Below are 13,557 nucleotides of genomic sequence, written 5' to 3'. Positions count from 1 at the left end.
GAGGTGGTACCCGTGAACGTCTCGACGTGGGTGCTCCTCCGCGGGGTCATGGTCGGGCGATAGGTCGTCCGGGAGCGCCGTTCACTCAGCACTCCCGAGAGGCACGACCATGAACGCCACACCGAGCTCCACCACCCTCACCTTCACCACCGAGCAGCGGCTCGACGACGGCGTCCTCGAGCGCCGCTTCACGCTCAACGAGGTCCCCGGCATCCTGTGGACGCCCCCGGGCGCCGCCAGCGCCCCCGTGCCCCTGCTCCTGCTCGGTCATCCCGGCGGGCAGGACCGGATGTACCCGCGGCTGGCGGGCCGGGCCCGACGCGCCGCGGCCGACGGCTTCGCCTCGGCCACCATCGAGGGCCCCGGCACGGGTGACCGCCCCCGGGACGCCGACGCCGACCGGGCCCGCGCCGACCTGCGCGCGGCGCGGGCCGCCGGCGAGCCGGTCACCGACGACATCGTCGACCGGCTGGTCCTTCCGCTGGTCGACCAGGCCGTCCCGGAGTGGCGGTCCGCCCTGGACACCCTCCTCGCTCAGCCCGGGATCCGTGGGCCCGTCGGGTACTCGGGCGGGGTGATCGCCGTCGGCGTCCGGCTGGCGGTGGTCGAGCCGCGCATCGTGGCCGCCGGGCTCTTCGCGGGGAGCTTCGTGCCCCGCGCCACGCTCGATGAGGCACGCCGGGTCACGGTCCCGCTGCACGTCCTGCTGCAGTGGGACGACGAGGGCAACGACCGCCAGGCGGCCCTGGACCTGTTCGACGCCTTCGGCTCGGCGGAGAAGACGCTGCAGGCCAACCTGGGCGGCCACACGGGCGTCCCGGCGTTCGCCGCCGCCGACGCGGCAAGGTTCTTCGCGCGACACCTGAGGTGAGACCGGTCTCCCGTCCGCCGGCCGCTAGGGTCGGCGGATGGGAGTCCTGTCGGCGCAGGGGCCGGAGACCGTGCTCGAGACCGACCGGCTGCTGCTGCGGCCCTGGCGCGTGGCCGAGGCCGTCGTCCAGCGCGAGCTGTGGACCGAGCGCGACCCCCGCGTCCCCGCGCACCGCCGCCTCGACGCCGAGGGCCGCCCCACGCTCGGGGAGATGGAGGGCTGGATCCGCGACGGCTCCCGCACCCCCTCCCTGGCGCTGCTCGCCGCGGAGCGCAGGAGCGAGGGGGACGTCGTCGGGTACTGCGGGCTGATCGACGGGGCCCTCGGACCGGACGAGCCCGAGCTGGCGTTCGAGCTGCTCCGACGGGTCTGGGGCGCGGGCTACGCGACCGAGGCCGCGGGGGCCGTCGTCGGCTGGGCGCAGGAGTCGGGCTACCACCGCCTGTGGGCGACGGTCCGCGACTGGAACGTCGCCTCCCGCCGGGTGCTGACCAAGGTGGGCTTCGCCGAGACCGCCCGCGTGGAGCGGGACGACGTGCACGGCGACTCCCTGTTCATGACCCGGAGCCTGTGACGTCCGGCGCCGGGTGCCTCAGCCGCTCTCGCGCAGGGTGCGGCGCTGCTGCTCGATGGCGAGCAGGTCGGTGAACGCCTGCTGGTAGGCGGCGGGGTCCTTCTCCTGGTCCAGCCGCTGCAGGCGGCTCTTCGCGTCCGCGATGCGGCGCGTCAGGCCGAGGTCGACCAGGGCCCGCACGACGTCGGCCACGTACGCGCCGATCACGGACTCGCGGTCCTCCGGCACCGGCGCGACCGCGAGCTCCGTGACCAGCGGCGCCACCGTCTCGGGCGCCTGCTCGACGACCGCCTCCACCCAGCGGCCGCCGCCCACCTCCCGGCCCACGGCCACGCCGCCGGCCGCGCGGACGGCGTCGTGCACCGCCCGCCAGGCGGGGACGCCGAACGCGGCCTCGCCCAGCTCGTCGAACGACGCGGGCACGTGCTGCGGGTACTGCAGGACGACGATCAGCGCCTGGCGCTCCAGCCGCGCCACCGGATCGCGCGGGTCGGGCGCGGCGAGGACCGGTGTCGCCGGGACGACCTCGGGGTCGGGCCGGGCGTCCCGGCGCTGCTCCGTGCGCGGCCCGCGCGCCGGCGTCGAGGCCGCGCGCGCCACCTCCCGGCGGACGTCCTCGGTGTCGATGCCGATCCACCGCGCCAGCGAACGGGAGTAGCCCAGCTGCATCGACCGGTCGCGGATGCCCGCGACCAGCGGGGCGGCCGCCCGCAGTGCCCCGACGCGACCCTCGACGGTGTCGAGGTCGAACGTGTCGAGGGTGGTGCGGATGACGAACTCGAACAGCGGCTGGCGACCGTCGACCAGCGCCCGCACCCCCTCGGGGCCGCGGGCCATCCGCAGCTCGCACGGGTCCATGCCGCTGGGCTCGACCGCGACGAAGGTCTGGGCGTGGAAGCGCTGGTCCTCACCGAACGCCCGCACGGCGGCCTTCTGCCCGGCGGCGTCGCCGTCGAACGTGAAGATCACCTCACCGCCCAGGGACGCCCCGGAGGCGAGCTGCAGGCCGCCGCCCGCCGTCGTGTCGCCGAGGAGCCGGCGCACGACCTTGGCATGGTCGGCGCCGAACGCGGTACCGCAGGTGGCCACCGCCGACTCGACGCCGGACAGGTGTGCCGCCATGACGTCCGTGTAGCCCTCGACGATCACCACGCGCTTGCCCTGCGCGATCGACTTCTTCGCCAGGTCGATCCCGTACAGCACCTGGGACTTCTTGTAGAGCGACGTCTCGGGGGTGTTGAGGTACTTGGGCCCCTGGTCCTCGTCGTACAGACGCCGGGCGCCGAAGCCGATCACCGCACCCGTGACGTCGCGGATCGGCCACACGAGGCGGCCGCGGAACCGGTCGTAGATGCCGCGCTGCCCCTGGCTGACCAGCCCCGACGCGACGAGCTCGGCCTGCGTGAAGCCGCGCCCCTGCAGGTGGCGCAGCAGTGCGTCCCAGCCCGTGGGGGCGTAGCCGACGCCGAAGTGCTCGGCGTCCGTGCGGTCGAAACTGCGCTCCGCGAGGAAGGCCCGCCCGGCCTGCGCGCCGGGGCCGAAGAGCTGCTCGGCGTAGAACTCGGCGGCCACCTTGTGCGCCTCGATCAGGCGCTGCCGCTTGCCCGGCTCCTCCCGCGGGCCACGGTTCGCCGCGGCCCCCGTGCGGGAGTCCTCGTAGCGCAGCTGCACGCCCACCCGGTCCGCGAGGTACTCGACGGCGTCGGTGAACCCCATGCCGTCGATCTTCTGCACGAACGAGATGACGTCGCCGCCCTCGCCGCAGCCGAAGCAGTGCCATCGCCCGACGCCGGGCCGCACGTGGAACGACGGACTGCGCTCGTCGTGGAAGGGGCACAGGCCCTTGAGCGAGCCGACGCCCGCGGTCTTGAGGGTGACGTGGGCGGAGACGATCTCCTCGATCCGTGCGCGCTCGCGGACCGCCTCCACGTCCTCGCGCTTGATCAGTCCCGCCACGGGCCCGAGTCTATGCGCGCCCGGCACCGACCATGTCGGTCGCCCCCGCGCCCCGGGCGCCCGGACCGCCGAGGGCGTCGCGCGAGGCCGCGCAGCGCCGCGCGTAGGCGGCCGGCGTCGTCCCGAGCGCGCGCGAGAAGTCCGTGCCGAGGTGCGCCTGGTCGTAGTAGCCGACGGCCGCGGCGACGTCCGCGAGCGGGCGGGACGGGTCGGCGGCGACCAGGTCGGCGGCCAGGTGCACGCGGTGGCGCTGGAGCACCCACTTGGGGCTCACGCCGACCCAGCCGGCGAACAGCCGCTGCAGCGAGCGCGGCGTCGTGCCCACCAGCGCCGCGAGGTCCGCGACGCCCGCGTCGGGGCCGAGCTCGCCCGCCACCACCGCGCTCAGCACCCGGGCGATACGGGCGAGCGACTCCGCCGCGTGCGGCGTACGTCGTGCTGCGGCCACGACCCGCAGCAGCGGGGTCACGGCCGCGACCGCGTCGTCGTCCCGGCCGGCGAGGACGGCCGCGAGGGCACGCCGGCCGGCCTCCTCGACGTCGGGCGCCGCCGGGCCGCCCCGGACCTCCGCGAGGGCGACGGCCGCGGGGAGGACCAGCCCGGGACGGACGGACGCGGGATCGCCGCGCAGCAGCCGTAGCGCGCCGGGCCGCAGCTTGGTGCCGAGCACGGCATCCGTGCCGTGCAGCGTCCGCGAGAAGAGCCCGCGAGGGACGCCGTGCACGGCGAAACCGCCGGCCTCCGCCACCAGGTTGGCGTTCGGGTGCGGGATCACGACCTGCGTGAACTCGGCGCCCGGCGGCAGGTCCCACCGCACCACCCAGTGCCGCTCGACGAGGTCCGCCAGGTCGGGCGCCGGGTCCAGGCGCACGAGCGAGAACCCGCCCCGGGCCGCGGCCGGGTCCACGACCCCTCGCGTCGAGGCCGTCGGCGGAGCGGGGCGGCCCGCACCTGGTTCGAACACCTGTCGCATTCCTCCAAGACTTCCCCCACCCTCCGACACCAGCATGGGGACCGGCCGCCGGGACCGCCCCGGCACATGCCGGAAGGAGAGCCATGGACCTGTCACCGCTGCACCCCAACCTGACGGTCGACGACCCCCGTGCCGCGATCGACTTCTACGTCGCCGGTCTCGGCGCCGAGGTGATCGACACCGTCACCGCGGGCGACGCGATCATCCACTCCGACCTGCGGATCAGCACCGCCGGCGGGTCGTCGACGTTCACCGTGGCCGCCGCCTTCCCCGCGGAGGGCGCGGTCGCTCCCGCTCCGGACGGCGGCACCACGGGCTCGTTCACGCTCACCGTGGACGACGCCGACGCCGCGCACGCCCGAGCGGTCGCCGCGGGCGCGACGAGCACCCAGGAACCGGGCGACTGGTTCCCCGGCTTCCGCCAGGCGGCGGTGCGCTGCCCGGCCGGGCACCGGTGGTTCTTCGCCCAGGTGGCCGACCATGTCACGCCCACCGACGTGCAGCGCGCGAGCGACGCGTGGATGGCCGAGCAGTCCTCCTGACGTCCGGTCAGCGCCCGCGGACGAGCCGGTCGTGCCACTGCTGGGCGGACACGTCCGTGAGCGACGCGACCTGGTCGACGACGACGCGCAGCCGCGCGCCGTCGTCGGCCGCGGCGCGCCAGTCGGCGGCGAACGGCGGCTCCAGGGCGTCCGGGGCCTGGTCGGTCAGCACGTCGACCAGCTCGGCGACGACCTCCCGCTGCGCGCCGTACACGGGCTCCGACTCGCGCGGCGCCATGACGTAGGCGACGGCGACGCCCTTGAGGGCGAGGATCTCGTCCGCCGTCTCCGCCGGCACCACGAGCCGGGCCACGTAGCGGGTCAGCGGACCGTCGCCGAACACCTCGCGCGTCGCGTCCTGGGCCGCCCCGCTGAACCGGCCGATGAGCTGGCTGGTCGCGTCCTTCAGCCGGGCGAGCGCCCGGCGCGAGCCGTCGAAGTCCGTCACCAGGTACCCGGTGTCGCGCAGCCGGCACAAGGCCGCGTCGATCGCGTCCGGCTCGTGCCAGGTGCCGTACCAGGCGCGCACGTGCGCGGCCACGCGCGCCCGCTCGTCCGCGTCGTCCAGCACCCGCAGGTCGAGCCGGCCGCCGACCACGGCGTCCTCGACGTCGTGGACCGAGTAGCTGATGTCGTCGGCAAGGTCCATGACCTGCGCCTCCATGCACCGCACGCGCCCGCCGGGGGCACCACGCCGCAGCCACTCGAAGACCGGCCGATCATCCGGATAGACGCCGAACTTCGGCGTGGGTGCCCCGTCCGGCCGGGCGGGCCCGGCACCGAAGCCCCAGGGGTACTTCACGCTCGCGTCCAGGCTGGCGCGGGTGAGGTTCAGCCCGCGCGGCGAGCCGTCGCCGGCGAAGATCTTCGGCTCGAGCCGCGTGAGCAGCCGGAGCGTCTGGGCGTTCCCCTCGAACCCGCCGATCCCCTCCGCGACCTCCGCGAGCGCCCGCTCGCCGTTGTGCCCGAACGGAGGGTGGCCGAGGTCGTGCGTGAGGCAGGCGGTGTCCACGAGGTCGGGGTCGCAGCCCAGCGCGCGTCCCATCTCCCGGCCCACCTGCGCCACCTCGAGGGAGTGCGTCAGCCGGGTCCGCACGAAGTCGTCGCTGCCGGGACCCAGCACCTGGGTCTTGGCGCCGAGCCGGCGCAGCCCCGAGGAGTGCACCACCCGGGCGCGGTCGCGCTCGAACGCCGTGCGGTGCTTGGACTTGGGCGGCTCGGAATACCAGCGCTCCGTGTCCGCGTCGGTGTACGACCCGAGCCACTCCTCGCCCGTGTCCGGGCGCGCGGCGGAGCCCAGCACATCGGGATCGAACGCGTCCTGCTCGAAGGTCTGCACGCTGGCAGCCTAGCGAGCCCCGCCGACGCGCCCCGTCAGGACGAGGCGACCATCTGGCCGCGGTAGACCGCCGTCCGCAGCTCCTGCTCCCACTCCGCGTACCGGGGCATGCCGAGCTCGCGGGCTACGGCGAGCTCGGCCTCGACGTCGTAGGGCACGCGGACGTGCTGAAGGCCGAACGCGGCCGGTTCCGCGCCGTCGAGCACGCCCTCGAGGATCGCGTAGCTCGCCGTCGGCTCGTCGAGCGCGTTGCCCACGCTGCCCGTGTTGAAGAGGGTGCGGCCGCGGTAGGTCTCCACGTAGGCGTCGTGCACGTCGCCGTACCCGACGACCGTCGGCTCCGGCCCTGGGCCGGTGAGCTCGGTGGTCGCGAACATGCCCGCGAACTCCTCGGGCGTGTGGTGGAAGTGCACCTTCGTGTGCACGCTGGCCGCCGAGGCGTGGAACAGGCGCACGCGCCGGCCGCTGAGCAGCAGGTCGTGGCTCAGCGGCTTCGCGCCGAGCCACGCGCGCTGGTCGGCGCGCAGCTCGTCGCGCCACCACACCATCTCTTCGGGGTCGCCGGCGCCGATCGCGGGCAGGAAGTCGTCCCAGTTGCCGCGCACGTCGACGTCGCACACCTCGCGGAGCCGGTCGACGACCGCCCTGCCCCGCGGCCCCTTGCCCGCGTCGTCGCCGAGGTTGATCACCCGCTCGATGCCGCGGGCCGCGATGTCGGCGAGCACGGCCTCGAGCGCCCCGAGGTTTCCGTGGACGTCGGAGATCACGGCGATCCGTTCCAGTCCTGCAGCCACGCCCCGATGCTGCCATGCCCGGCGCCGAGCAGGCGGTTGCGCGCGCTCTGACGGTCGAGAACGTGCGCCACCGCCTGTTCGGCGGCACGGGGGTCAGGCGAGGCGGACGACGGCGACGCCCGGGCCGTCGCCGGAAACGTCGAGGCCGTCCGCGGTCGCGCGGACACCGAGGTCGCCGTACAGCACCTCGGGCTGTGCCCCGGGCTCGAGCAGGTGCCCCGGCAGGCGGACGCCCGGCCAGGGCGCGCGGGCCAGCACCACGAGCACGCGCTCGTCGGGCGTCTCGCGCAGGTAGGCCACGGCGTCGTCGTGCACCGCCGCCCAGCGCAGGCCGCCGTCGCGCAGCGCGGTCGACGCCGCGCGCAGGGCCGACAGCCGCCGGTAGACGTCCAGCATGGCGGTGTCCCACCGCGGGCCGCCGCCACGGGCGGCCTGGTCCCACGCCATGGTCGTGCGGGCGTGCTCGCCGTTGGTCCCGGTCGCGCCCACCTCGTCGCCCGCGAACACCACGGGCGCGCCGGGGTAGGTGAACAGCAGCGTCGCCGCCACCTCGACCAGCTCCCGCGACCCGACGATCGAGCGCAGCCGCGGCGTGTCGTGCGAGCCGAGCATGTTCCACTGCGTGGCGGCGACCCGCCACGGCACCAGGGCCGCGACCTCGCGCATCGTCTCGACCATCGCGGCCGCGGGGCGGCGCGGGACCGGGACCGGCAGGTCGAGGAACGGCACGTCGGAGCCCTCGGGCACCAGCCACGACCAGGCCGGCCGGGTGAAGCCCGCGTAGTTCATGGTCGCGTGCCAGCCGTCGCCGGCCAGGTCCGCGGCGGCGTCGTGGAAGTGCTCCGCGACGAGCGCGCCGTCGGCGCGCTCGGCCAGGATGCGCTCGCGCACCGCCCGCGCGACGGCGTGTGTGCGGTCCGCGCTCCCCCGCCGCCCGGTCATGTTGGCCACGTCCACCCGCCAGCCGTCGAGGGCGAACGGCTCGCGCAGGTACCGCGCGACCACCGCCTCGTCACCGATGACCATCCGCCGCCACGTCTCCTCCGCGCCCCAGTCGAGCTTGGGCAGCGACCCGTGCCCGAGCCAGCCGACGTACGGGTCCGCGCCCTGGGGCCGGGCGACGTCGGGCCCGCCGTCGTCCCACAGGTACAGGTCGCGTTCGGCCGAGGCCGGGTCCTCGAGCGCCCGGGCGAACCACTCGTGCCCGTCGCCGGTGTGGTTGGTGGTCACGTCGCCCATGAGCCGCATGCCGCGCCCGTGCACGGCGCGGGCGAGGCGGGCGTACGCCGCGTCGCCGCCGAGCAGCGGGTCGACGTGGTCGAAGGTCGCGGCGTCGTACCGATGGTTCGACCGGCCGGGGAAGACCGGCGTGAGGTAGAGGGTGCGCACGCCGAGCGCCTCGAGGTGGTCGAGGTGCTCGACCACGCCGTCGAGGTCGCCGCCGAACAGCTGCGTGCCGGCCAGCGGGCCGGCCCCGGCGGGCTCGTCGCCCCAGGCCGCGGGCACCGCCCACCCCGGCACCGCCCGACCGTCCGCCGCCGCGGACCGCGCGAAGCGGTCGGGGAACACCTGGTAGGCGAGACCGTCGCGCAGCCACCCGGGCGCGGGTGCGTGGGTCGTGACGCGGAAGCTCGCGGCGTCCGGCACCTCACGGTCGTGCACCCCGCGGCCGTCGAGCCAGCGGTAACCGCCCGGCACGTCCAGGAAGAACCGGTACGACGTCACGGGGTGGTGGACGACGACGTCGGCCGCGTACCAGTCCTCGTGCGCGTCGCCGCCGTCGCGGCGAGCGGGCAGGAGCCGAGGCTCGCCGTCGCGGACCGTGCGCAGGCGCACGTCGCGCACGCCCGCGCCCTTCGGCACCCGCACGCGCACGGTGACCTCGTCACCGAGCGCGGGCGTGCCGGCCGGGGCGTACAGGGTGGACCCGTCGTGGTGGGCCCGGTCGAGCAGGATCGTGGTGCGGTCGTCGCGGTCCGTCGTCATGTCGTCCTCTCGTCGGTTCGGCGGGCGGGCCGCCGGACCGGCACGAGGACGGTTCAGCGGCGGCGGCGCCCGATCGCCCACCCGGCGGCGAGCGCGATCGCGATCCCGACGAGCTGCCCGCCGAGGATCACCTTGTTGAGGTCCAGCACCGGCTGGAAGCGCGTGCCCTCCGCCGAGACCACGAGCGCGCCGATCGGCTTGACGCGCAGCCCGTAGCCGCCGCCCCCGCCGCCGCCCTCGCCCTGTCCCTCGCCGTGGGCCTCGCCCTGCAGCTCGCCCTTGGCGTCGCCCTGCGCCTCGCCCGAGGCGTCGCCGTGGGCGGACCCGCTGCCGCGCGGCGCGGCACCCGCCTCCGTCGTGTCGGCGGCCTCGTCGCCGGCGGCGTCGGCCCCGCCCGATCCGACGCTGAACGACCGGCGCCAGCCCGGCGCGCTGCCGTCGCCCTTGCCCTGGCCGGTGCCGCGGCCGGACCCGCTGCCCGCCCCGGTGCCGGCGCCGTTGGCGGAGCCGTTGCCCGCGCCGCCGCCGGAGCCGGTCCCGATCCCGCCCCACACCTTGGCGACGGGGACGATCAGCTGGCCCTGGTGCTCGTAGGGCTCGCCGTACGCACGGCGCACGGAGAACGAGTCGTCGGCGGCGTCGGTGAACCGCGCGAGGTCCGGGGCATAGGTGCGCTTGTCGTCGGTCATGACGCCCAGGCTAGGACCGTGCTGTGACGGCCGCCACAAGGATCGCGGGTGGATCCTCACGAACCTCGCGGCGGCCGCCGTGCCGGGCGTGGCTCAGCCCTTCACGGAGCCCGCCGTCAGCCCGCCCACGATGTACTTCTGCAGGAAGAGGAACAGCGCGAGGACGGGGATCGCCGACAGCACGGCCCCGGCCGCGAACAGCCCCCAGTTGGCCTCGAGCAGCGACGACACCCAGCCGTACAGCCCCACCGCGAGCGTCCAGTTGGACTCCGACTGGAGCACCACGCGCGCGATGATGAACTCGCCGAAGGTGCTGATGAAGCTCAGCAGCGCCACCACGGCGAGGATCGGCGTCACCAGCCGCAGGATGATCGTCCAGTACACCTGGGCGTGCGTGGCGCCGTCGATCTTGGCCGCCTCGTCGAGCTCGCGCGGCACGGTGTTGAAGAACCCGTACATGAGGAAGGTGTTCACGCCCAGGGCGCCGCCGAGGTAGACGCAGATCAGGGCCAGCTTCGAGTTCAGGCCCAGCGCCGGCACGACCTCGCCCAACGAGATGAGCAGCAGGAAGATCGCGACGAACGCGAGCATCTGCGGGAACATCTGGATGATCAGCAGGGCCGTCAACCCCAGCCGCCGCCCGGCGAACCGGAAGCGGGAGAACGCGTAGGCCGCGGCCGCGCCCATGAGCACCGTGCCCACGGCCGTCGCCACGCCGATGACGAGCGTGTTGCCCATCCACGTCCAGAACCTCGTGTCGCCCAGCGCTGCGTAGTTGACGCCGCTCACCTGCGCGAACAGCTCGTTCGACCCGGTGAGCGTGCCGGTCGGCGACAGCGAGGCCGAGACCACGTACACGATCGGGAAGACGGCGTACAGCACCGCCAGGACGCCGACGACGTGCCGCCAGCCCAGCTCCCGGGCCCAGCGCCGCGGCGTCATCCGGTGCCGCAGCACCTGCTCGCCGGGTCGCCCGGTCGCGGGCCCGGTGGCGCGTTCGGTCGCCGTCGTCATCAGCTCAGCTCCTCGAGCTTGCGGGTCTGCCGGAAGGCGATCGCGGAGATGACCCCGACGATCACGAAGATCACGATGGACAGCGCGCTGGCCAGGCCGTAGTCACGGGGGGCCGAGCCGTCCAGGCCGGAGACGTTGTAGACCATCGAGATCAGGATGTCCGTGTGCCCGAGCGGCACGGACGCGTCGTCGAACCGCGGCCCGCCGCCCGTCAACATCTTGATCAGCGTGAAGTTGTTGAAGTTGAACGCGAAGCTCGAGATGAGCAGGGGCGCCGTGGCCACCAGCAGCAGCGGCATCGTGATCGATCGCCACGTGCGCCACTTCCCCGCGCCGTCGATCCGCGCCGCCTCGTACACGTCGCCCGGCAGCGACTGCAGGGCACCCGTGCAGATGAGGAACATGTACGGGAAGCCGAGCCACAGGTTGACGCCCAGCACCGACAGCTTCGCGAGCCACGGGTCGGTGAGCCACGGGATCGCCGCGCCGCCGAGCAGCACCTGGTTGATCACGCCGAAGCTCTTGTTCAGCATGCCGGACCACAGCAGGGCCGCGAGGAACCCCGGCATCGCGTACGGCAGGATCATCAGGGTCCGGTAGACCTTGCGTCCGCGCAGCCGCGGGTCGTTGAAGACCATCGCCAGGAACATGCCCAGGGCGAAGGTCGTCACCACGGACAGGACGGCGAACGCGACCGTCCACAGGAGGATCTTGACGAAGGGGCCCGCGTACCGATCGTCGCCGAACGCCGTCGCGAAGTTCTCGAAGCCCACGGTGACGCGCCAGCCGACGGGCAGCACCTCACCGTCCGCGGACTCGAACTGCCCCTCGTCGTTCGGCGTGTACACGACGCCGGTCGCCGTGTCGGTCATCGTGTCGGCGGCCTCGTCGTACTCCAGCACCGGCTGGAAGACGTAGCCCGTGCGGGCGTCCTGGGTGCGCACCGAGCCGTCGGCGGCGTCGTCGGAGACGGGCACCCGCAGGGTGGTGACCTCGTCCTGGCGCTGCAGCACGGTCGCGCGGTCCAGCACCGTCCAGCCGGGCACCTGGGTCACGGCGCCGCCGTCGAGCGTCGCGTCGGGCGCGGCCTCGAGCGGCTCCTCGGCGGTGCCGACCTCCGCCGCGCCGTCCTCGACGACGGCGAAGCCGAGCTCGCCGTCCCCGGACTCGACGACGGTCAGCGGCAGGGCGGGCGACCCCTCGACGCGGCGCTCGTTCTGCACCAGGAGGGCGTCGACCGCCTGCTCCTTGGTGGAGTTGTGCCCGTCGCCGTAGTTGGTGAAGGCCACGTAGCCGGTGTACCCGACCACGTAGACCTGGTAGACGAGCAGGAACGCCAGCCCCGGCAGGATGTACTTCAGCGGCAGGGAGCGCTTGGTGAAGTACACCCAGTTGGCGGCGGCGAGCAGCGCCACCGTCGCCGCGAGGATCCCCCACGACCCGGCGCGCCAGGCGGCGAGGACGCCGAAGACGCCCAGGGCGTCGACGAGCGCGATGAGCACGAGCTTGACGGCGAAGCCGGCTCCGGAAAAGGTCCCGGAGCCGGCCACGGCGCCCTTGTAGCGGGCACGCGACATCAGCCGATCGCACCCTCGATGTCGGAGACCATCTTGTCCCAGGCCTTCACCGGGTCGTCGGCCTTGCCCGAGATGATGCTCGCCTCGGTGACGCCCCAGAAGGACCACACGGAGCCCATCTCCGGGATGGACGGCATCGGCACCGCGGTGGCGCCGACCTCACGGAAGCCCGCGACCAGCGGGTCCTGCGAAGCCTTGTCCGCGGCCTCGACCAGCGCCGGCGGGCGGCCGCCGGCCTCGAACAGCGCCGTCTGCGCCTCCGTCGTCGACAGGTAGTTGACGAGGAAGTCGTTGGCGAGCAAGGCGTTCTTGCTCTGCGCGCTCACGTAGAAGCCCTGCACGCCCACGAACGGCTGCGCGGGCTGGTCACCCGGGGCCGGGATCGGGTCGACGGCGAGGTCGAGGTCCTGGAACTTCTCGAGCATCCACGGGCCACCGATGACGAAGGGCGACTGGCCCTTGGCGAACGCCTCGACGGCGATGTCGTAGGAGATGTCGGTGCTGAGGTTGCCGGCCTCGCCCTGCTCGCCGAGCCACGTGGCGAAGGCCTCGCCGTTCTCGCCGCCGAGCGCCAGCTCCGGACGGTACGAGCCGTCGTCGTTCTGCTCGAAGACGGGCGCGCCGAACGACGTCTGGAACGGGTAGTACGTGTACGGGTCGCCCTTGTCGCCGTCCGACTGGATGAGGAACGGGAACTTGGTGCCGGCCTTCTTCCCTGCGGCGATCATGTCGTCGTAGGTCTGGGGGGCCTCGGGCGCGAGCTCGGTGTTGCGGATGAGCGCGATGTTCTCGATGGCGTACGGCAGGCCGTAGACCTGACCGTCCTGGGTGAACGCCTCCACCGAGACCGGGATGAAGTCGCCCGCCTTGTCGCCCAGCTCGATCGGCGCGACCACGCCGTTCGCGGTGAACTCGCCGAGCCAGTCGTGCGCGCCGACGGTGACGTCGGGGCCCTCACCCGTGGGGACCTGGGCGAGGAAGTCGGCGCGGATGTCCTCGAAGTTCTTCTGGACGATCTCGACGTCGACGCCGGACTCCGCCTCGTACGCCTCGGCCGCGGCCTGGACGGCCGCCTCGCGGGTCTCGTCGACCCAGACCGTCAGCGAACCCGAGGCGGACGGCTTCGCGCTCGCGTCCGCGTCGGCCGTCGAGCCGCCGCTCGGCTCGCCGCTGCCGCACGCCGTCAGGGCCAGGGTGGTGGCCAGGGCCGAGGCGAGAAGGATGCTCCTTCGCATCGTGGTT

The 13,557-nt window shown here is 74.1% G+C and carries 12 protein-coding genes; 3 read left to right on the top strand and 9 right to left on the bottom strand.

The window, feature by feature from the left end; genetic code table 11:
- Positions 1-109 precede the first annotated feature (109 nt).
- Positions 110-871: a dienelactone hydrolase family protein gene (locus tag B5Y66_RS12890; RefSeq protein ID WP_079574879.1), complete on the top strand. Its 762-nt coding sequence runs from the start codon at positions 110-112 to the stop codon at positions 869-871.
- A 37-nt stretch (positions 872-908) separates the two neighbouring features.
- Positions 909-1,445, top strand: coding sequence for a GNAT family N-acetyltransferase (locus B5Y66_RS12885; protein WP_079574878.1), 537 nt, complete (start codon positions 909-911; stop codon positions 1,443-1,445).
- A gap of 18 nt (positions 1,446-1,463) precedes the next feature.
- Here B5Y66_RS12885 and dnaG read toward each other — a convergent pair whose 3' ends face one another.
- Both dnaG and B5Y66_RS12875 read right to left on the bottom strand, forming a co-directional pair.
- Complete coding sequence (gene dnaG / locus B5Y66_RS12880) at positions 1,464-3,401, bottom strand: DNA primase (RefSeq protein WP_079574877.1); 1,938 nt, start codon at positions 3,399-3,401, stop codon at positions 1,464-1,466.
- Between the two features lie 10 nt (positions 3,402-3,411).
- The gene (locus tag B5Y66_RS12875; protein WP_079574876.1) at positions 3,412-4,308 is read right to left on the bottom strand and encodes a helix-turn-helix domain-containing protein; all 897 of its coding nucleotides are present in this window, start codon (positions 4,306-4,308) and stop codon (positions 3,412-3,414) included.
- A 149-nt stretch (positions 4,309-4,457) separates the two neighbouring features.
- Here B5Y66_RS12875 and B5Y66_RS12870 point away from each other — a divergent pair, with 149 nt between their 5' ends.
- On the top strand, positions 4,458-4,916 hold the full coding sequence (locus B5Y66_RS12870; RefSeq protein ID WP_079574875.1) for a VOC family protein: 459 nt from the start codon (positions 4,458-4,460) through the stop codon (positions 4,914-4,916).
- A 7-nt stretch (positions 4,917-4,923) separates the two neighbouring features.
- Here B5Y66_RS12870 and B5Y66_RS12865 read toward each other — a convergent pair whose 3' ends face one another.
- The 7 genes from B5Y66_RS12865 to B5Y66_RS12835 form a co-directional block, all read right to left on the bottom strand.
- Complete coding sequence (locus tag B5Y66_RS12865; RefSeq protein WP_245807105.1) at positions 4,924-6,216, bottom strand: deoxyguanosinetriphosphate triphosphohydrolase; 1,293 nt, start codon at positions 6,214-6,216, stop codon at positions 4,924-4,926.
- A 74-nt stretch (positions 6,217-6,290) separates the two neighbouring features.
- The gene (locus tag B5Y66_RS12860; RefSeq protein ID WP_245807094.1) at positions 6,291-7,049 is read right to left on the bottom strand and encodes a metallophosphoesterase family protein; all 759 of its coding nucleotides are present in this window, start codon (positions 7,047-7,049) and stop codon (positions 6,291-6,293) included.
- A gap of 93 nt (positions 7,050-7,142) precedes the next feature.
- The gene (locus tag B5Y66_RS12855) at positions 7,143-9,035 is read right to left on the bottom strand and encodes a glycoside hydrolase family 13 protein (RefSeq protein WP_079574873.1); all 1,893 of its coding nucleotides are present in this window, start codon (positions 9,033-9,035) and stop codon (positions 7,143-7,145) included.
- Positions 9,036-9,088: 53 nt separating this feature from the next.
- Positions 9,089-9,724 carry a hypothetical protein gene (locus B5Y66_RS12850; RefSeq protein ID WP_079574872.1) on the bottom strand — a complete coding sequence of 212 codons (636 nt, stop codon included), beginning with the start codon at positions 9,722-9,724 and terminating at the stop codon, positions 9,089-9,091.
- Between the two features lie 93 nt (positions 9,725-9,817).
- Entirely contained in the window at positions 9,818-10,738 is a 921-nt protein-coding gene (locus tag B5Y66_RS12845) for a sugar ABC transporter permease (protein ID WP_079574871.1), read from the bottom strand.
- Entirely contained in the window at positions 10,738-12,315 is a 1,578-nt protein-coding gene (locus tag B5Y66_RS12840) for an ABC transporter permease subunit (RefSeq protein ID WP_079574870.1), read from the bottom strand. The genes B5Y66_RS12845 and B5Y66_RS12840 overlap by 1 nt, the downstream gene beginning before the upstream one ends.
- Positions 12,315-13,550: a sugar ABC transporter substrate-binding protein gene (locus tag B5Y66_RS12835; RefSeq protein ID WP_079574869.1), complete on the bottom strand. Its 1,236-nt coding sequence runs from the start codon at positions 13,548-13,550 to the stop codon at positions 12,315-12,317. Before B5Y66_RS12835 ends, B5Y66_RS12840 begins: the two co-directional genes overlap by 1 nt.
- Between the last annotated feature and the right edge of the window lie 7 nt (positions 13,551-13,557).

It is taken from the genome of Krasilnikoviella flava (genome assembly GCF_900167525.1).
GTDB lineage: Bacteria > Actinomycetota > Actinomycetes > Actinomycetales > Cellulomonadaceae > Isoptericola > Isoptericola flavus.
The sequence above is the reverse complement of the archived record's forward strand: the minus strand, read 5'-3'. Positions and strand labels throughout refer to the sequence as shown.

What these genes read in the sequence shown, in the direction of transcription:
- B5Y66_RS12890 (WP_079574879.1), top strand. Translation starts at nt 110, where the DNA reads ATGAACGCCACACCGAGCTCCACCACCCTCACCTTCACCACCGAGCAG.
- B5Y66_RS12885 (WP_079574878.1), top strand. Translation starts at nt 909, where the DNA reads ATGGGAGTCCTGTCGGCGCAGGGGCCGGAGACCGTGCTCGAGACCGAC.
- B5Y66_RS12870 (WP_079574875.1), top strand. Translation starts at nt 4,458, where the DNA reads ATGGACCTGTCACCGCTGCACCCCAACCTGACGGTCGACGACCCCCGT.
- B5Y66_RS12855 (WP_079574873.1), bottom strand. Translation starts at nt 9,035, where the DNA reads ATGACGACGGACCGCGACGACCGCACCACGATCCTGCTCGACCGGGCC.
- B5Y66_RS12850 (WP_079574872.1), bottom strand. Translation starts at nt 9,724, where the DNA reads ATGACCGACGACAAGCGCACCTATGCCCCGGACCTCGCGCGGTTCACC.
- B5Y66_RS12845 (WP_079574871.1), bottom strand. Translation starts at nt 10,738, where the DNA reads ATGACGACGGCGACCGAACGCGCCACCGGGCCCGCGACCGGGCGACCC.
- B5Y66_RS12840 (WP_079574870.1), bottom strand. Translation starts at nt 12,315, where the DNA reads ATGTCGCGTGCCCGCTACAAGGGCGCCGTGGCCGGCTCCGGGACCTTT.
- B5Y66_RS12835 (WP_079574869.1), bottom strand. Translation starts at nt 13,550, where the DNA reads ATGCGAAGGAGCATCCTTCTCGCCTCGGCCCTGGCCACCACCCTGGCC.